Origin of the sequence: Arenibacter sp. ARW7G5Y1 (assembly GCF_003201775.1) — a bacterium.
Classification (GTDB): domain Bacteria; phylum Bacteroidota; class Bacteroidia; order Flavobacteriales; family Flavobacteriaceae; genus Arenibacter.
This window is the reverse complement of sequence record NZ_QJJZ01000001.1, coordinates 303,813-321,135: the sequence shown is the minus strand read 5'-3', so window position 1 is coordinate 321,135 and position 17,323 is coordinate 303,813. Positions and strand designations below refer to the sequence as shown.

At 40.5% G+C, this 17,323-nt stretch carries 15 protein-coding genes; 11 read left to right on the top strand and 4 right to left on the bottom strand.

What is annotated here, in order from left to right; genetic code table 11:
- The first annotated feature begins 57 nt into the window (after positions 1–57).
- The 5 genes from C7972_RS01320 to C7972_RS01300 all read left to right on the top strand — a co-directional run bounded on the left by C7972_RS01320 (position 58) and on the right by C7972_RS01300 (position 4,250).
- Positions 58–534 carry a CAP domain-containing protein gene (locus tag C7972_RS01320; RefSeq protein ID WP_110354401.1) on the top strand — a complete coding sequence of 159 codons (477 nt, stop codon included), beginning with the start codon at positions 58–60 and terminating at the stop codon, positions 532–534.
- 125 nt (positions 535–659) lie between these two features.
- Positions 660–1,205 carry a 3-hydroxyanthranilate 3,4-dioxygenase gene (locus C7972_RS01315; RefSeq protein ID WP_110354400.1) on the top strand — a complete coding sequence of 182 codons (546 nt, stop codon included), beginning with the start codon at positions 660–662 and terminating at the stop codon, positions 1,203–1,205.
- A gap of 152 nt (positions 1,206–1,357) precedes the next feature.
- Positions 1,358–2,911 carry an aldehyde dehydrogenase family protein gene (locus C7972_RS01310; RefSeq protein WP_110354399.1) on the top strand — a complete coding sequence of 518 codons (1,554 nt, stop codon included), beginning with the start codon at positions 1,358–1,360 and terminating at the stop codon, positions 2,909–2,911.
- 574 nt (positions 2,912–3,485) lie between these two features.
- Positions 3,486–3,671, top strand: a complete 186-nt coding sequence (locus tag C7972_RS01305; RefSeq protein WP_110354398.1) for a hypothetical protein — start codon at positions 3,486–3,488, stop codon at positions 3,669–3,671.
- Between the two features lie 27 nt (positions 3,672–3,698).
- The gene (locus C7972_RS01300) at positions 3,699–4,250 is read left to right on the top strand and encodes a hypothetical protein (RefSeq protein WP_110354397.1); all 552 of its coding nucleotides are present in this window, start codon (positions 3,699–3,701) and stop codon (positions 4,248–4,250) included.
- A 164-nt stretch (positions 4,251–4,414) separates the two neighbouring features.
- Here the strand turns inward: C7972_RS01300 and C7972_RS01295 are convergent, their stop codons facing one another.
- Positions 4,415–5,413 (bottom strand): acyl-ACP desaturase, encoded by a 999-nt coding sequence (locus tag C7972_RS01295; protein ID WP_110354396.1) that lies wholly within the window; start codon positions 5,411–5,413, stop codon positions 4,415–4,417.
- A 63-nt stretch (positions 5,414–5,476) separates the two neighbouring features.
- A complete protein-coding gene (locus C7972_RS01290) occupies positions 5,477–6,202 on the bottom strand; it encodes a metallophosphoesterase (RefSeq protein WP_110354395.1) in 726 nt (241 codons plus the stop codon).
- 408 nt (positions 6,203–6,610) lie between these two features.
- Between C7972_RS01290 and C7972_RS01285 the strand changes: the two genes are divergently transcribed.
- The gene (locus tag C7972_RS01285; RefSeq protein WP_110354782.1) at positions 6,611–9,163 is read left to right on the top strand and encodes an adenosylcobalamin-dependent ribonucleoside-diphosphate reductase; all 2,553 of its coding nucleotides are present in this window, start codon (positions 6,611–6,613) and stop codon (positions 9,161–9,163) included.
- A gap of 119 nt (positions 9,164–9,282) precedes the next feature.
- Complete coding sequence (locus tag C7972_RS01280; RefSeq protein WP_110354394.1) at positions 9,283–10,230, top strand: carbohydrate kinase; 948 nt, start codon at positions 9,283–9,285, stop codon at positions 10,228–10,230.
- 19 nt (positions 10,231–10,249) lie between these two features.
- On the opposite strand, the gene C7972_RS01275 is transcribed toward C7972_RS01280, so the two are convergent.
- Both C7972_RS01275 and C7972_RS01270 read right to left on the bottom strand, forming a co-directional pair.
- Entirely contained in the window at positions 10,250–11,386 is a 1,137-nt protein-coding gene (locus C7972_RS01275) for an ATP-binding protein (protein WP_110354393.1), read from the bottom strand.
- Entirely contained in the window at positions 11,383–12,156 is a 774-nt protein-coding gene (locus tag C7972_RS01270) for an SDR family NAD(P)-dependent oxidoreductase (protein WP_110354392.1), read from the bottom strand. Before C7972_RS01270 ends, C7972_RS01275 begins: the two co-directional genes overlap by 4 nt.
- Positions 12,157–12,703: 547 nt before the next feature.
- Between C7972_RS01270 and C7972_RS01265 the strand changes: the two genes are divergently transcribed.
- From C7972_RS01265 to C7972_RS01250, 4 genes are all read left to right on the top strand, one after another.
- Positions 12,704–13,705: a MoxR family ATPase gene (locus C7972_RS01265; protein ID WP_110354391.1), complete on the top strand. Its 1,002-nt coding sequence runs from the start codon at positions 12,704–12,706 to the stop codon at positions 13,703–13,705.
- 88 nt (positions 13,706–13,793) lie between these two features.
- Positions 13,794–14,660: a DUF58 domain-containing protein gene (locus C7972_RS01260; protein ID WP_110354390.1), complete on the top strand. Its 867-nt coding sequence runs from the start codon at positions 13,794–13,796 to the stop codon at positions 14,658–14,660.
- Positions 14,661–14,665: 5 nt separating this feature from the next.
- A complete protein-coding gene (locus C7972_RS01255) occupies positions 14,666–16,321 on the top strand; it encodes a hypothetical protein (RefSeq protein ID WP_110354389.1) in 1,656 nt (551 codons plus the stop codon).
- Complete coding sequence (locus C7972_RS01250) at positions 16,322–17,320, top strand: VWA domain-containing protein (RefSeq protein ID WP_110354388.1); 999 nt, start codon at positions 16,322–16,324, stop codon at positions 17,318–17,320.
- Positions 17,321–17,323: the final 3 nt, after the last annotated feature.

The following is a 17,323-nucleotide window of genomic DNA, read 5'->3' as shown; positions in this document are numbered from 1 at the left end:
AAGAACACAAGAATTCCCCATTCTTCCCTTTCTTCCTACTTACAAATAGAACATTATATGAAAATGAAAATGCATTATTTTGTAATGCTTTTGTTCGCATTTGTAGTAGTCTCTTGCAGCACAGAGTCAATAGAGCCGGCAATAAGTCCAGAAGTAGAAAATGCGGTTGAAGTAGAACAGGAATTACTTGGAATCGTCAATGAACATCGTATTGGCTTGGGCTATAACGATTTGGATTTTAGCTCAGTGGCTTATGAGTATGCGAACAAGCATACAGACTATATGATTGCCAAAGGCTCTATAAACCACGACAATTTTAGCGCACGTGCATCGGATATTTCCCAGGCAGTTAATGCCTCATTCGTCTCCGAAAATGTGGCGAAGGACTACGATTCTGCCCTTGAGGCCTTTCAAAAATGGCTGGCCAGTTCCGACCATAGGAAAACTATGGAAGGCGAATTTACACATACTGCGGTAAGCGTAAAGAGGAACACCGATGGCAAACTATATTTTACACAACTCTTCTACCGATAGTCTTCTTTAAAGCAGTTTAGTTTTATTATTTTTGATGTGAATCCGCTTTTTAATATTGGATAGCATAACCGTTAATGTCAATATTAAATGGCGGCAGAAAAATATTAACTTCTATAAGATGCACTATGTCCATAAAACAACCATTCAATCTAAATAAATGGATTTCCGAAAATAGGGATACTTTAAAACCTCCCGTAGGAAACAAAAACCTTTACACGGAATCGGGAGACTATATTGTTATGGTCGTTGCCGGCCCCAACGCCAGAAAAGATTATCATTACAATGAAACCGAGGAACTGTTTTATCAATTGGAAGGAAATATTGAAGTTCACATCCAGGAAAACGGCCAAAAAAAGACGATGCAATTGGGACCAGGGGACATGTACCTGCACCCAGCTAAAATACCTCATTCCCCTGTTAGAAAAGAAGGATCCATAGGTTTGGTCATAGAACGCAAACGGGCCGGGATGAACGTTGATGATGGTTTGCTGTGGTTTTGCGACAACTGTAACCATAAACTTTATGAAGTATACTTCACCTTAAATAATATTGAAAAGGACTTTTTAGGACATTTTAAAACCTTTTATGGTTCGGAAAAACTTAGAACCTGCAGTAATTGTGGGACTATAATGCCCGTTGATGAACGGTTTATTGCCAAGGAGGACGAATAATATATACCCTTGGTAAATATTATTTTCTTTAACCTAAGTTGCATTAGAGCCATAAATCGGGTATTAAAACATTTATGACTGCTGATACCCTAGACTACACATTAATTTGTAAATTTGAAAAAATATAACATTTAACGATAAAATAGTTATAAATGTCAAAAATTGCACAGGAATTTGGAATCCATGAAGCTTTGAAAGCATTGGGCGTAAAAGCTATAAATAACGGAACCTCAACAGGTTCGGATACTTTTTCTTCGGGAGAAGAATTAAGCTCATATTCTCCAGTGGATGGTATTCTGATTGGTAAAGTAAAGACCACCTCCAGGGAAGACTACGAAAAAGTGATGGATTCGGCTACGAATGCATTTAAAACATGGAGAACAAAACCCGCACCCCAAAGGGGGGAAATAGTACGACAGTTTGGCGATAAACTTCGTGAACTAAAAGAACCTTTGGGAAAACTGGTTTCCTATGAAATGGGAAAATCATATCAAGAGGGTTTGGGAGAGGTGCAGGAAATGATCGATATCTGCGATTTCGCCTTAGGTCTGTCCAGACAATTGCACGGACTCACCATGCACTCCGAAAGACCAGGACATAGGATGTACGAGCAATATCATCCTTTAGGGGTAGTTGGCATCATCTCCGCGTTCAATTTCCCGGTAGCCGTATGGGCATGGAATACAGCCCTGGCATGGATTTCAGGAGATGTCTGTGTTTGGAAACCAAGTGAAAAAACGCCGCTATGCGGAGTTGCATGTCAAAACATTGCAGCTGCCGTATTTAAGGAAAATAATCTTCCAGAAGGTATTTCCTGTTTAATCAATGGCGATTACAAAGTAGGCGAGTTTATGACCCATGATAAGAGAGTGCCTTTGATATCCGCCACCGGATCTATACGCATGGGAAAAATCGTTGCCCAGGCAGTAGCCGCCCGATTGGGGAAATCCCTCTTGGAACTGGGAGGAAACAATGCCATAATAGTTACCCCTGATGCAGACATAAAAATGACCGTTATTGGAGCCGTATTTGGGGCCGTAGGCACGGCAGGCCAACGTTGTACCTCCACACGAAGATTAATCATACACGATTCTATTTATGAGAAGGTAAAAGATGCAATTGTTACCGCCTATAAACAATTGCGGATTGGGAACCCTTTGGATCAAAAAAACCATGTGGGCCCATTGATTGATACCGATGCCGTAAAGATGTACCAAGAGGCGCTTCGCAAGGTTGTAGAAGAAGGAGGCAAGCTTATTGTTGAAGGGGGCGTCTTGCAAGGGAAAGGATTTGAAAGTGGCTGCTATGTAAAACCCGCCATAGCCGAAGCAAGTAATGCCTATGAGATTGTACAGCACGAAACCTTTGCTCCCATACTATATCTATTAAAGTATTCTGGAGATGTTGAGAACGCCATTTCCATACAAAACGGAGTGGTCCAAGGGCTATCTTCCGCCATAATGACAAATAATCTGCGGGAAGCAGAGCAATTTCTATCAGTTCAAGGCAGCGATTGCGGAATAGCCAATGTTAACATTGGAACCTCAGGTGCGGAGATCGGTGGAGCTTTTGGAGGGGAAAAAGAAACAGGTGGTGGACGTGAATCTGGTTCGGATGCCTGGAAAATCTATATGAGAAGACAGACCAATACCATTAACTACACCACAGAATTGCCATTAGCACAAGGAATAAAATTTGATCTCTAGAATTAAACTTATAAAAAAACCCGCTATGTACTGCTTTGTTCCAGTACATAGCGGGTTTTAAACTAACCAACCAAATTACATCCTGAAGAATAGCTCAATACTTCAAGACAAAAAATTTTTACTTCAATATTTAGAATAAAATAAACCCGTAGCCACTTGAAAATTTCCCCTCCCCCCGAATAGGTCCATTAGAAATAGCTGCGGGTTTAACCAAACTAACTCAAATAATTATGGTGAAAAAAGACCTATTTCAATGCCGGAACCTAGTCGGGAGAAATAAGGTCTTTATAATTCTATTATTTACGCTAAAGTCCATATTTCTGCCCATGATTAAAAGCAAATTTATATGGATGGTGCCAAAATTTGTATAATCGGTATGTTTTTAGGCCATTGCACTAAATCCTCGTGATGCGTTCTCTGCTAAAACTACGATAGACGCATAAGAAAATATTTTGAAGAAAAATACGTCCTAAATTCCTGCTAACTCACTGATAGGTAATATTTAATGTGATTTTTCTTAACATTTAAGGGAAATTTTTAATATATTTAAGCTAAACCCACATAGCAGTACATAATGACCAAAAGAACAACCAATATATTGGGGATAGTAATCGCCATTCTTGCCGGCACCTATTTTAACATTATGCTGTGCAATAACTGCTCTCGTTCAGAAGGCGACCCATCTGCTGTTGAAAATTCTGAAGTCATTGTTAAAAATAGTCCGGTTATAAAGAAAAACCACATAAACAACCCTAATTAAAACAACTAACCAAAATCTATAAAGTATATGGAAAACATGAATATCTGGTGCTGGTTAATTCCGGCCATTGTAGGTATAGTCTGCGCACTATTTGGGTATCTAATTGGAAAAGGCGGTAATTCCCAAATAGACCACTCTTCAGAATTGAATATCCTAAAGGACAAAAATGCAAAACTGGAAACCGATTTGGCTGCGTGTAACAAACAACTATCCCAAGAGTCAGAGCGTGTTGCCCCTACAAAGGCTGTTCCTCCCATAGTTACTGCAGAAACAGTGCTTCCATTCAGCGCACAGGCTGCAAAATCTGTCTTTGGCAAGACCATAAAACAGAACGATTTAAAAATAGTGGAAGGGATAGGCCCTAAAATTCAGCAACTTTTCAATTCATTTAATATTAAAACATGGAAAGATCTGTCCGAAACCTCCGTTGACAAATGTCAGGAGATATTGGGCAGTGGAGGAACCCGTTATAAGATTCACGATCCCGCCTCATGGCCTATGCAAGCAAAAATGGCCTATGAAGGCAAATGGAAAGAATTGCACAAATGGCAGGAAGAACACAAAAGAGGAAAACTATAATTTAAAGGGACTTCCATATAATTTAATCAAGTTGAATTAAAAAAGCACCCCTATACCTTTATTAAATACACCTTTTAATCAACTGACCATTGCTGACAAAAACAATTAAAAGACCCCACTTATAACCTTAAGTGGGGTCTTTTTATCTTCTAGAAATTTTTTTGCTAAACCATTCTTCCATTGGCCTCAACCCACTTGAACCTGTAGTTGTCTTCTGGGAATTTCATCCGGCCAGCAATTCGCTCCAACCTATCCGGCAATTTCATTAAATAGTCCCTTGCCCTTTCCGCGTCGTCATTAAGACTTCGAATACTATCCAATTCCCAATAGCTATTGAGTTTTTTCAATATATCTATATAGTCCTGGGCAGTATAAACCCCTAATCTTTGGGCACAGTTGGAGAAATTTTCAAAAGCGGTCCCTATGCTTCCACCAGACTCTCTTAGAAAATGGGCAGGCATAACAATCTTTTTCTTCATCATATCGGCAAAGGCCAACATCATCTGGCTTGGGTCGTTTTCAAAAATCACCTTAACAAATTCCCTATAGGCCAAATGATGGCGCATTTCATCTCCCGCAATAATGGTACACATTTTCCCAAGAAGCGAATTACCACCCTTTTTGCACATTTGACCCACCCTTTTGTGTGATATATTGGTGGCCAACTCCTGAAAAGAGGTATAAACAAAATTCTTATAGGGATCTCTATCGGTTCCAATATCAAAACCATCGGCAATCAAATACTGGGTAGTAATTTCCACCTCCCTCATATTGACCCTTCCGGCCAAATAAAGGTATTTATTCAGCACATCGCCATGCCTATTTTCCTCAGCCGTCCAATGACGTACCCATTTGGACCAACCATTCTTGTTTTCTCCGTGCTGATCTATTCCTTCAACATCCATTAGCCAAGATTCGTAAGTAGGGAGTGCCTCCTCCGTAATCGTATCCGCCACTAAGGTAACCCATAGATCATATCCCAGTTCCTTGGCTTCCTCACGTATCTGATTTACGTGATCCATAAAGCCTTCACTTTGTGTATCCGGTAAAAAATCTGTGGGTTGCCAAATGTCCTGTATAGGTATAAGGTACTGGTCTATAAAACCATCCACCTTATCCTCAATGGACTTCATTACTTCTATTCTAACGTTCTTATTAGACATTCTTCAAATTTTATGTAAATATCCTTAATAATCTTGATAATCCGTCCCTACGGACTGTAAAATTTAGTTTCTTCCCATTTCGGAGGGATAAAACAAATACACCGGATCACTTTGCCAGTATTCCTTAGATCCAACATCCATAATAGTCAAAGGACCTCTGAAGGCCGCCCCTGTATCTACATTCCAAATATTGGCAGCATTCTTCGGAGTTGTCCTCCCAATCCTTGTCACCGGCGTATGGCCAATAAAAATCTCCCTATAATGTGTTAACCTTTGAGGATAAAATTTATCCTCTTCAGTCAGTAATGGATCCAATGACAAGGCCATTTCCCAAAGTGTTCTATCCCAATAATAGGTTTTGGAAAAATACTCGTGGCCCACACCCCTTAAGTTAGTAAATCCCGCGTGGATATACAAGCGATTTTCAGTGTCCAGAATATAATTCTCCAAATTATCGAAAAATTGTATGTGGGCTTCCTTTATTTTATCGTCCACCAACCGATAAGAATTTTGGGTAGCACTCCCTCCATGTTGCAACCAAAGTGTATTATTCTCTCCACTTTTCAACCAATCATTGCAAAGTTCATCGTGATTTCCCCTGATAAACGAGCATTTGTGGGTCTGCCTAAGCTCCATTAAAAAATTTACCGTATTCACAGCATCACTCCACCCATCCACATAGTCCCCCAGAAATATAAGGTGGTCACTAGGACTCACTTTTGCCCTTTCCAATACCTGCTCCAAAGCCTTTAACCCAGAATGAAGATCTCCGATTACCAATGTTCTCATTTTACAAAAATCGCAAATACCCCTCTAATATCCATGGTAAAAAGAACTAAAATTTAGATTAACCAGGATAATTTAAGTACTAATCCGGATCCATTGTAACCCCATACCAATTGGAAGCGCTTTGATCAAAAATCAACCAGGTAGAAACATCTCGTCCAAAATTTAAATCCTTCCCGTTTCCAGATCCAGAATCCCTTTAAAATGATAGGTTAATAAAATTAAATTAAAAAAAAGTATAATTTATTTGTTAACTTTTTACTGTTAATAATTACATATTTTATTGATTTTAAGTATTTTAACTCCATTTTCTTGTAAACTTTCATGATAATTATCATGTTTTTCCTTCCATTTTTTTTAATACTTTTGTTCTTTATTCCAATTGTTACAACAACCCTTAAAAAACATTATATGCCAACTAAAATCGCCCAAGGGCCACAAAAGACCTACAGTCAGGAAGAAGCCTTTAATGCTTCTTTAGAATATTTTAAAGGTGATGACCTTGCGGCCAGGGTATGGGTAAACAAATATGCCCTAAAAGATTCCGAAGGGAATATTTATGAGCTCACCCCTGATGATATGCACCACAGGATAGCCAAGGAGATTTCCAGAATTGAACAAAAATATCCAAACCCCCTTAATGAAGAGCAAGTTTTTAGCCTGATAAAAAACTTTAAATATATAGTCCCCCAGGGTAGCCCAATGGCGGGTATTGGCAATCCTTTTCAAATTGCATCCCTGTCCAATTGCTTTGTTATAGGCAATGACGGCCAGTCCGATTCCTATGGGGGAATCTTGAAAATAGACCAGGAACAGGTACAGCTTATGAAACGCCGCGGTGGAGTTGGCCACGATCTATCCCATATACGGCCCAAGGGGTCGCCCGTAAAAAACTCGGCCCTGACCTCGACCGGCCTTGTACCGTTTATGGAAAGATATTCCAATACAACCAGGGAAGTGGCCCAAGATGGCAGAAGGGGGGCCTTAATGTTATCGGTCTCCATAAATCATCCTGATGCGGAAGATTTTATAGATGCCAAAATGGAACAGGGTAAAGTAACGGGAGCCAATGTCTCCGTTAGAATGGACGATGATTTCATGAAAGCTGTTGAGAGTGGAAGCCCTTACACCCAAAAATTTCCTGTCCAAAGCCCCAACCCCAGAGTTTCCAAAACTATAGATGCCCAAAAACTTTGGGGCAAAATAGTCCACAACGCCTGGCAATCGGCAGAGCCCGGTATTTTGTTTTGGGACACCATTATAAAGGAATCCGTACCGGACTGTTATTCAGATCTGGGTTACAAGACAGTGTCCACCAATCCCTGTGGCGAAATTCCACTATGTCCTTATGACTCCTGTCGCTTGTTGGCCATTAACCTCTTCTCTTATGTGGATCAACCATTTACAGACAAGGCGACATTTAATTTTAAACTATTTAAAGAACATATTGCGGCAGCCCAGCGTATTATGGACGATATTATAGACCTTGAATTGGAAAAGGTAGATGTGATCCTGGAGAAAATAAAAGCCGATCCGGAAATGGATGACACAAAAGCAGTGGAATATAATTTATGGACCAACATCAAAGAAAAGGCCCAGCAGGGAAGACGAACAGGAATAGGCATTACTGCCGAAGGAGATATGTTGGCGGCACTTGGCTTGCGTTATGGAAGTGAAGATGCCAACAAATTTTCAATTGAAGTACACAAGACCATTGCCCTGGAAGCCTATAGGGCCTCTGTACATACGGCCAAAGACAGAGGAGCCTTTGAAATTTTTGATGCCGAAAGGGAAAAGAACAACCCCTTTATCCTAAGACTAAAGGAAGCCGATGATAAACTGTACTATGAAATGTTGGAATACGGCCGAAGAAATATTGCGTTATTGACTATTGCACCTACCGGTACCACAAGTTTGATGACCCAAACCACCTCCGGCATTGAACCGGTTTTCCTACCAGTATACAAACGCCGTAGAAAAGTTAATCCCAATGACAAGGATGTCCGCATTGATTTTGTGGATGAAGTAGGGGATTCTTGGGAAGAGTATTTGGTTTTCCATCATAAATTTAAACAATGGATGTCCGTCAAAGGAATTGATACCGAAAAAAATTATTCCCAAGAGGAATTACAAAAAATTGTAGAAAATTCCCCGTACTACAAAGCTACCTCCAATGATGTGGATTGGTTGAGCAAAGTCCGTTTACAAGGTGCCGTTCAAAAATGGGTTGACCATTCCATAAGCGTCACCATAAACCTTCCGAACGAGGTATCGGAAGAATTGGTCGGCAAACTCTATCTGGAAGCTTGGAAAGCCGGGTGTAAGGGTGTAACCGTTTACCGGGATGGTTCCAGATCCGGTGTACTGATCTCCAATGAATCAAAAAAATCGGATAATGAGGAATCCCTTACCCATTTCCCCACAAAACGCCCCCAAATTTTAGAAGCCGATGTAGTGCGACTACAAAACAACAAAGAAAAGTGGATCGCCTTTATTGGCCTGATCAACGACCAGCCCTATGAAATTTTTACCGGTATGGCCGATGATGAGGACGGTATTTTAATTCCTAGATGGGTAAACAACGGTGTAATTATAAAAAGTAGAAACGAAGACGGCTCCTCCCGATATGATTTTCAGTACAAGAACAAAAGAGGTTACAAAACAACCATAGAAGGACTATCCCATAAATTTAATCCCGAATATTGGAACTATGCCAAATTGATTTCCAGTACGCTACGTCATGGCATGCCAATAGAAAAAGTGGTAGACCTTATCAATAGCCTACAACTGGATAGTGAATCTATCAACACTTGGAAAAATGGCGTTGCAAGAGCGCTCAAAAGATATGTAGCCGATGGCACGGAGGCCAAGGGTCAAAAATGTGATTCCTGTAATTCAAAGAATCTGATTTACCAAGAGGGATGTCTTACATGTAAGGACTGTGGTTCGTCCAAATGCGGGTAAGCCATTGCAAACACCAGTTAAATTCTAAAAGTTACGTCCCCAAATTCATGCATTTGGGGACGTTTTTAGTATTACTGCATTTTTCTATCTATTTTAGATAGATCAATTAAAACCAAAGGATGAAAAACGTTTTCTGTATAGGGGAATTATTAATAGATTTTGTAGCGGAAAAGCAAGGTAACGACCTGGCAAAAGCCAACAATTTTACAAAAAAAGCTGGTGGTGCCCCGGCAAATGTGGCCTCGGCAATATCCAAACTTGGAGGCAAAAGTTATTTCATTGGATGTGTTGGCAAAGATCCCTTTGGCACTTTTTTAATCAATACCTTAACAAAAGGACAGGTGGACGTTTCCCTGGCACAGCGGTCCGATACTTTTACTACCCTGGCCTTTGTTTCGCTAGCAGAAGATGGCGAGCGCGATTTTGTTTTTAGCCGTGGAGCGGACAAAGAATTAACATACGATCGCCGCCTTAGCAAACTATTCAAGGATCAGATTGTGCATTTTGGGGCCGCCACCTCCTTTTTGGGGGGCAGTCTGGAGGATGCTTATTTGCGTTATCTTCAAGAAGCCACAACCAACAATAGCTTTATATCCTTCGATCCTAATTTTAGGGCAGATCTTTGGAAAGGAACAGAAAACATTTTTGTACAAAAATGTATCCCTTTTATTGAAAAATCCCATCTCTGTAAATTTAGTTTGGAAGAGGCACAATTACTTTCCGGAAAGCAAAACATAGAGGAAGCATGTTCTTTTTTGCATCAACTGGGCACCAAAATCATTACGGTTACACTAGGTGGTGAGGGTACCTATTTAAGCACGCCTTCAATTCAAAAAATAATTCCGAGCATTAAGGTAAGTCCCGTCGACACCACGGGTGCAGGCGATGCATTTATTGGATGCTTGTTGAAACAACTTGCCCTGGCCACCAACTTGGACACCCTTTTGTCCAATTCCGGACCTTTGGAAAACATGGTACAACTAGCCAATAAGGCCGGTGCAATTACGACCACAAATTACGGGGCCATAGAACCTCTGCCCACGCAGCAGCAATTGGACCAGTTATAAATATTATGGCCGATAACCCCTAATTATACTTCATCTTCCTAATGATGCGAAGGGATTCTTTTATGGATTGATACACCGGAAGATCGTACTTTTTCATTACCGGCTTGGCATCTTCCATAATATCCTTGGCTTCCTCAAAGCCATTGACATAGCAAATTAAAAACGTATCGGACAACAAGTCCAAGTCCTTTTCCTCATTTGGGGTCAAAGGAACTTTCTTTTCAATTTTCTTAAGGATTGCCACATTGGTGTTATATATATGATGTAGCGTTTTTTTATCGTATAAGGGAGGTTCAAATATCAAATCGCTTTGAATGGTATAGGTGCCATTATCAGAAAAGGTTATTACCACTTTTTCCAACGGATAATATTTTTGTTGGCTGCTTAACCCCAGCTGCACATATTCTATGGTAGTAAAGGAATTTTCATCATAAGTTATCGTAATTTCATCAAACTCCGAAAAAAACAACTTCACCTGTTCATTGATCAATTCAATATCCACACGGGAATAATAGGTTTCATCCTTTACTTTTTTCTGATGCCCCGCCCAACAAACTACAAATTGCTCCTTAAAAACCTTATAATTACTGGTCAGATCCTTATGCCTTTCGTTTAAAAAATCGATTACGCCATCCAAGGTAAGTTCAATATTGTTTTTGGCATGCTTTTCAATGGTTGCCACAACATCTGCATTTACATCCGTCAACTCAATCCCATAAGCCTTTGGCATACTTATGCTGCCGTCCCTAAAAAATACCGATCCCCCATAATACTTCCAGATATTTTTTCGCAATGAACAAACTTTCCCATTCGACCTGATAGTTACCAAGCCAACCACTTTGCCCATAGGCAAATGCGGAAATGGAATATTTTCATAAGTAATCCGTGGGGGATTGTCCAAGTAGGCGTTTACTAGGTTCTGGATCTTGCTGTCATCAAAAAAATCGACCCCCACAATTTCATTGTCTACATCCTCTACCCCAATTACGATAAAGGAATTATTCTGAGGGTTGCTATTGGCAAGAGCACAGACATGTTTCAAAAATTTGGCCTTCCCCTCCCTTTGTCCTATATCTATAAAACGCTTTTTATCATAAAAGCTATTCTCATCATTATGGGCCAATAGGTTTTTTACGAGCAGGCGTTTATTGATCATAATTTCTTATTGACAATAGTAGCACTCGCTTGTGCCGTAGGCAAAATTAATAAATCTGCAATATTTACATGGGAAGGCCTAGTAACCATAAAATGGATAACATCCGCAATATCTTCAGGTTGCAACGGCTCATAACCCTTATAAGTTGCCGAGGCCCTGCCATTATCGCCCTTAAACCGGACCTTACTGAATTCCGTTTCCACCAATCCCGGATGAATGGCCCCAACCCTAATACCGTATTTGTTTAAATCTATTCTCATCCCCTGGTTCAAGGCATCCACAGCGTATTTACTGGCGCAATACACATTGCCCATGGGATACACTTCCTTTCCCGCAATGGAGCCAATATTTATAATATGGCCCGACTTCTTCTGGATCATTTTCGGCATTATGGCCTTGGAAACATATAAAAGGCCCTTGACGTTAATATCGATCATTGCCTCCCAATCATCCACACTTCCTTCCTCTATGGAATCCAGGCCATGGGCATTGCCTGCATTATTGATTAGAATATCAATATCGGAAAACTCTTCCGGAAGGGAAGCTATTGCTTCAAAAACTGCTTTTTTATCCTGTACATCAAATTCCAAAGTAAAAACCTTCGTATGTCTGGACAGTTCCTTTTTAAGCTCGCTCAGGCGCTTTTCCCGCCTGCCGCAAATAACTAAATTAATCCTATTGGAGGCAAAAAGTTTGGCGGTTGCAAGTCCTATTCCGCTTGTAGCCCCCGTTATAAATGCTGTTGGTTTCTCATTACTGGTAATAATCATAAAATTAGCTCTTTATTTTATTTCCGTCAATGCGGTTGGTCCGCATTTAAAACGTCCTATTGCCTTACTCCCCTAGCCAATTGAAAAAAACAATTCCCCCAAAAATGGGCTATAACCAAGGCCTTCATTACCGCATCCGTCAGATTGGAAAAGGAGGCAATTTAAGGCCAAATTGTCCATGAACTATTTCTGCAGAATAAGAGGTGTTTTCATAAACCGATAAATTGCCAAGTGAGCCATAAATATCAGCTTAATTGGCAGTGGTATTCCTCTGTACCTTTGAACGACCAGTTAATATAGATCCTTTCCCTGCAGCAAGCCCGCTACCTCAATTGCCACACGTAATTGTACCTATAAGGAATTTAAAATAAGATGTTTTATTTTTCATATGTTTGTGAAATTATGAATAATTCCCTTAAATAGTTCATAAAACTGGACCCATTGCTTAACTTTTAACCATACATTAACAGCCAATAACTAAATAAATTTTCAATTTGCATCCACTTTTGGTGTTAACCATTGTAAACAAAACAAAACAAAGGATTATATGGAAGAAAATACTTCGGTAGATATCAGTGCCGTGAACGAGAAAATTGCCCAAGAGAGTGCTTTTATCGACCTACTTATTTTAGAAATGAACAAAGTAATCGTAGGACAAAAACATATGGTGGAGCGATTGCTTATTGGACTTTTAGGGCAAGGCCATATTCTATTGGAAGGTGTTCCAGGTTTGGCAAAAACCTTGGCGATAAACACCTTGGCGAAAGCAGTACAAGGAAGCTTTAGCAGAATTCAATTTACACCAGATCTTCTGCCGGCAGATGTTGTTGGTACCATGATCTACAATATGAAATTGAACGATTTTTCCATTAAGAAAGGGCCCATATTCGCCAATTTTGTTTTGGCCGATGAAATTAACCGTGCCCCTGCCAAAGTGCAATCGGCCCTTTTGGAAGCCATGCAGGAAAAGCAGGTTACCATAGGTGATGAAACTTTTGTGCTGGACAAGCCTTTCTTGGTTATGGCTACACAAAACCCGGTGGAACAAGAAGGAACTTACCCCTTACCGGAGGCGCAAGTGGATCGATTTATGCTAAAGACAGTTATAGATTACCCTAAACTTAGCGAGGAGCAATTAATTATCAGACAAAACCTTAAGGGCGCATATGAAGAGGTAAAACCCGTTGTTAGCGTTAAACAGATTCTCAGTGCCCAGAAGGCGGTAAGGGATGTGTATATGGACGAGAAAATTGAAAAATATATTCTCGATATTGTTTTTGCCACCCGATACCCGGAAAAATATAATTTAGAAAGCCTTAAACCTTTGATTAGTTTCGGAGCCTCGCCAAGGGGTAGCATCAATTTAGCCGTAGCTGCCAAATGCTACGCCTTTATAAAAAGAAGGGGCTACGTTGTTCCGGAAGATGTAAGGGCAGTAATCCATGACGTTTTGCGCCATAGGATCGGTATTACCTATGAGGCCGAGGCAGAAAACATTACTTCGGAAGAAATAATAAACAAGATCGTAAACGAAATTGAAGTACCTTAATCAGTCTACAGTTATCCGACTACAGCTTATGGACTTTAATCCTTAAAACTGTACCTGAATACTTTTTACTGCAAACTGCAAACTGAAAATGGATACCAAGGAATTATTAAAAAAAGTTCGCAAGATCGAGATAAAGACGAGGCGTCTTTCCGACCATATTTTTGGAGGGGAATACCATTCGACTTTTAAGGGTAGGGGTATGACTTTTAGCGAAGTACGCCAATATCAATTTGGCGATGATGTTAGGTCCATAGATTGGAACGTAACCGCACGCTATAACGAACCCTATGTAAAAGTATTCGAGGAGGAAAGGGAACTTACCATGATGTTAATGGTAGATGTGAGTGGTTCAGAACTTTTTGGCACCAGCAATCAATTTAAAAAGGAAGTCATTACAGAAATTTCCGCTACGCTGGCATTTTCGGCACTTCAGAACAACGATAAAGTTGGACTCCTTTTGTTTACGAATGAAGTGGAACTTTACATTCCCCCTAAAAAAGGAAAAAGTCACGCCCTTAGAATAATACGGGAATTACTGGAGTTTACGCCCAAGAGTACTAAGACCAATTTGGGCGCTGCGCTTAAATTCCTGACCAACGTAATGAAGAAGAAAGCCATTGTTTTTGTACTCTCGGATTTTATTACCGATGATTACCTACAAACCTTGCGTATTACTGGTAAAAAGCACGATCTTACCGGAATTAGGGTCTTTGATGAAAGAGAGGAAAACATTCCCAATATAGGCATGGTGCAAATGCAGGATGCCGAAACGGGAGCAATTCAATTGGTAAATACCCAATCCAAAAAGGTAAGGTTGGCCTATGGCAAACACTATAGTGAGCGTGTTGCCTATTTTCAGGAAACTTTTACCAAATCAGGTTGTGGCGTATTGAGCTGTAGGGTAGATGAAAGTTATGTAAAGAAATTATTGGGCTATTTTAAGAGAAGAGGTTGATTTAAATGAGGAACTTAAATTTGAGCATTATAAATAGTTATTCGTATTTTTTGCGATATATTGCATTGTGTCTGCTATTTGCTTCGACACATGGATTTTCCCAGAACACCCCCACCATTGTGTCCGGGGTGGATACGACCTATATAAAGATTGGTGAGCAGATTAATTTTAAGGTCACCGTGGAAACAGATTCAACCGCCCAGGTAATCTTCCCGGAAGGCCAAACCTTTTCCCCTCTGGAAACCGTAGAGGCCCTAAAGACCGATACCGTTAAAAAATTGGATAGGATGACCTTACAGAAGATCTATGCCCTTACCCAATTTGATTCAGGCTCCTACACCCTGCCAAGACAACAGATTATGATAAACGGAAAACCGTTTTTCACGGATTCCATAAAAATTGATGTTGCTACAGTACCGGTAGATACCTTGGCACAGAAGATGTACGATATAAAGCCCATTATCAATGTGGAAAAATCCAACGGGGCACTTTGGAGAATTCTCCTTTGGGTACTAGGTTTTTTGATACTGGCCGGGGCGGCCTTATATTGGTTCGTTTTCAGGAAAAAGCCATTGAGCGAAGAGGAAAAAGTAGCCCTATTGCCTCCTTTTGACCGTGCTATCCTTGGTTTAAAACAATTGGAAAAATCAAAATATTTAATCCAGGACGATTATAAATCCTATTATTCCGAATTAACGGACATTGTTCGTTCCTATCTGGAAGAAGATGTTCATGTCACTGCATTGGAAAGCACTACGGACCAATTGATAGATAAATTGGAGATGATGAAGGATGCTGGTCAATTGAAACTGGACCAGGAGACCATACAACAGTTCAAAAAAGTTTTACAGACCTCCGATTTGGTGAAATTTGCAAAATCCAAGCCGGAGTCCTCCGTAGCCGAACAGGATAGAAAATCTGTGGAGCAGATTGTAATCAAGACCAAAGAGGCCATTCCGGAGCCCACTGAAGAGGAATTGTTGCAACAGGAAGAATATTTGGAAGAGTTGGAACGCAAGAAACACAAGAAAAAATTGGTGATCATTGCTGTCACTACGGTCCTTGTGCTGTTATTTTCAACTGTAGCGGCAATAGGTTACTACGGATTTGGACAGGTAAAAGATACGGTTTTGGGACACCCGACCAAAGAATTATTGGAAGGGGAATGGGTACAAAGCGATTACGGTTACCCACCCATTAGTCTATACACCCCAAAAGTCCTGTTGAGACAAGCCGTAAAACTCCCACCAGAAGTCAAAGCTTCTATCAAGGAAATGCAGGGATTTGCCTATAGGAGCTCCATTGGACTGTTTACCATTGGTGCCACCTCCATTACCCTGGCACAACCGGAGGAACCTGATTTTGAAAAGGCCTCCGAACAGATATTGAAAAATTTTGAAAATCAGGGCGCCAAGAACATCACTACCAAGCAAGAAGCTTTTTCTACCCTCTCAGGGGTTAAAGGGGTTAAACTGTACGGAAGTGGAAAATTTGCCGTGCCCGAATCCAAGGAATTGATCTCCGGGAACTATGTGGTCCTATTTTTTGGCGGTAAAGGTTTTCAGCAAAATATAATCTTGACATGGTTGGCAGATGACAATTATGCAGACCAGATAGTAGACCGAATTTTGAACTCAGTAGAAGTAAAAACGAGCTTATAGATGTTTGAGAATATTTCCTTTGCGAACCCACAGTTTTTCTGGTTGTTATTATTACTTCCAGTGGCAATGCTTTGGTATTTCTTTAAAAGAAAGGAACAGACCGCTTCTTTAAAAATGTCGAGCATCAAGGGCTTTCCCAAAGGCAGCATATTGCCCAAATTAAAACCGGCGTTGTTTGTTATGCGCTTGTTGGCATTGGCGGCGATCATAGTTGCCATGGCGAGACCACAGACCGAGGATATCTCCACCAGGACCAAAACTACAAAAGGAATCGATATTGTTATGGCCATCGATGTTTCCTCAAGTATGTTGGCAAAAGATCTAAAGCCGTATAGATTGGCAGCGCTTAAAAAAGTAGCGGCCGATTTTATTAACGAAAGACCAAACGATAGGATCGGCTTGGTGGCTTATGCAGGCGAAAGCTATACCAAAACGCCTATTACTAGTGATAAATCCATAGTTTTAAGGGCTTTGGACGAAATAACTTATGGGCAATTAAATGATGGAACAGCTATTGGGATGGGACTTGCCACCTCGGTAAATAGACTGAAGGAAAGTAAAGCCTTGAGCAAAGTAATAATACTACTCACGGACGGAGTAAACAATTCGGGGTTTATAGAGCCCCAAACTGCCGCAGATTTGGCAGTGGAATTCGGCATCAAAACCTACACCATTGGTCTTGGGACCAATGGAAACGCCATGTCTCCCATAGCATATAATGCCGACGGATCTTTCCGATATGGAATGCGGGAAGTGGAAATAGACGAAAGCCTTTTGAAATCTATTGCCGAAACAACCGGCGGGCAGTATTTTAGGGCTACCGACAACAAAAAACTAGAGGCTATTTACGAAGAGATAAACAAGTTGGAAAAAACTGAGGTAGAAGAGTTTAAATACTACAAATACGAAGAAAAATTTAGACCTTGGGTCTATTTGGCAGGGGTTTTGCTCTTGTTGGAATGGCTGGCAAGGAACACCCTGTTCAGGAGTTTTATCTAATAA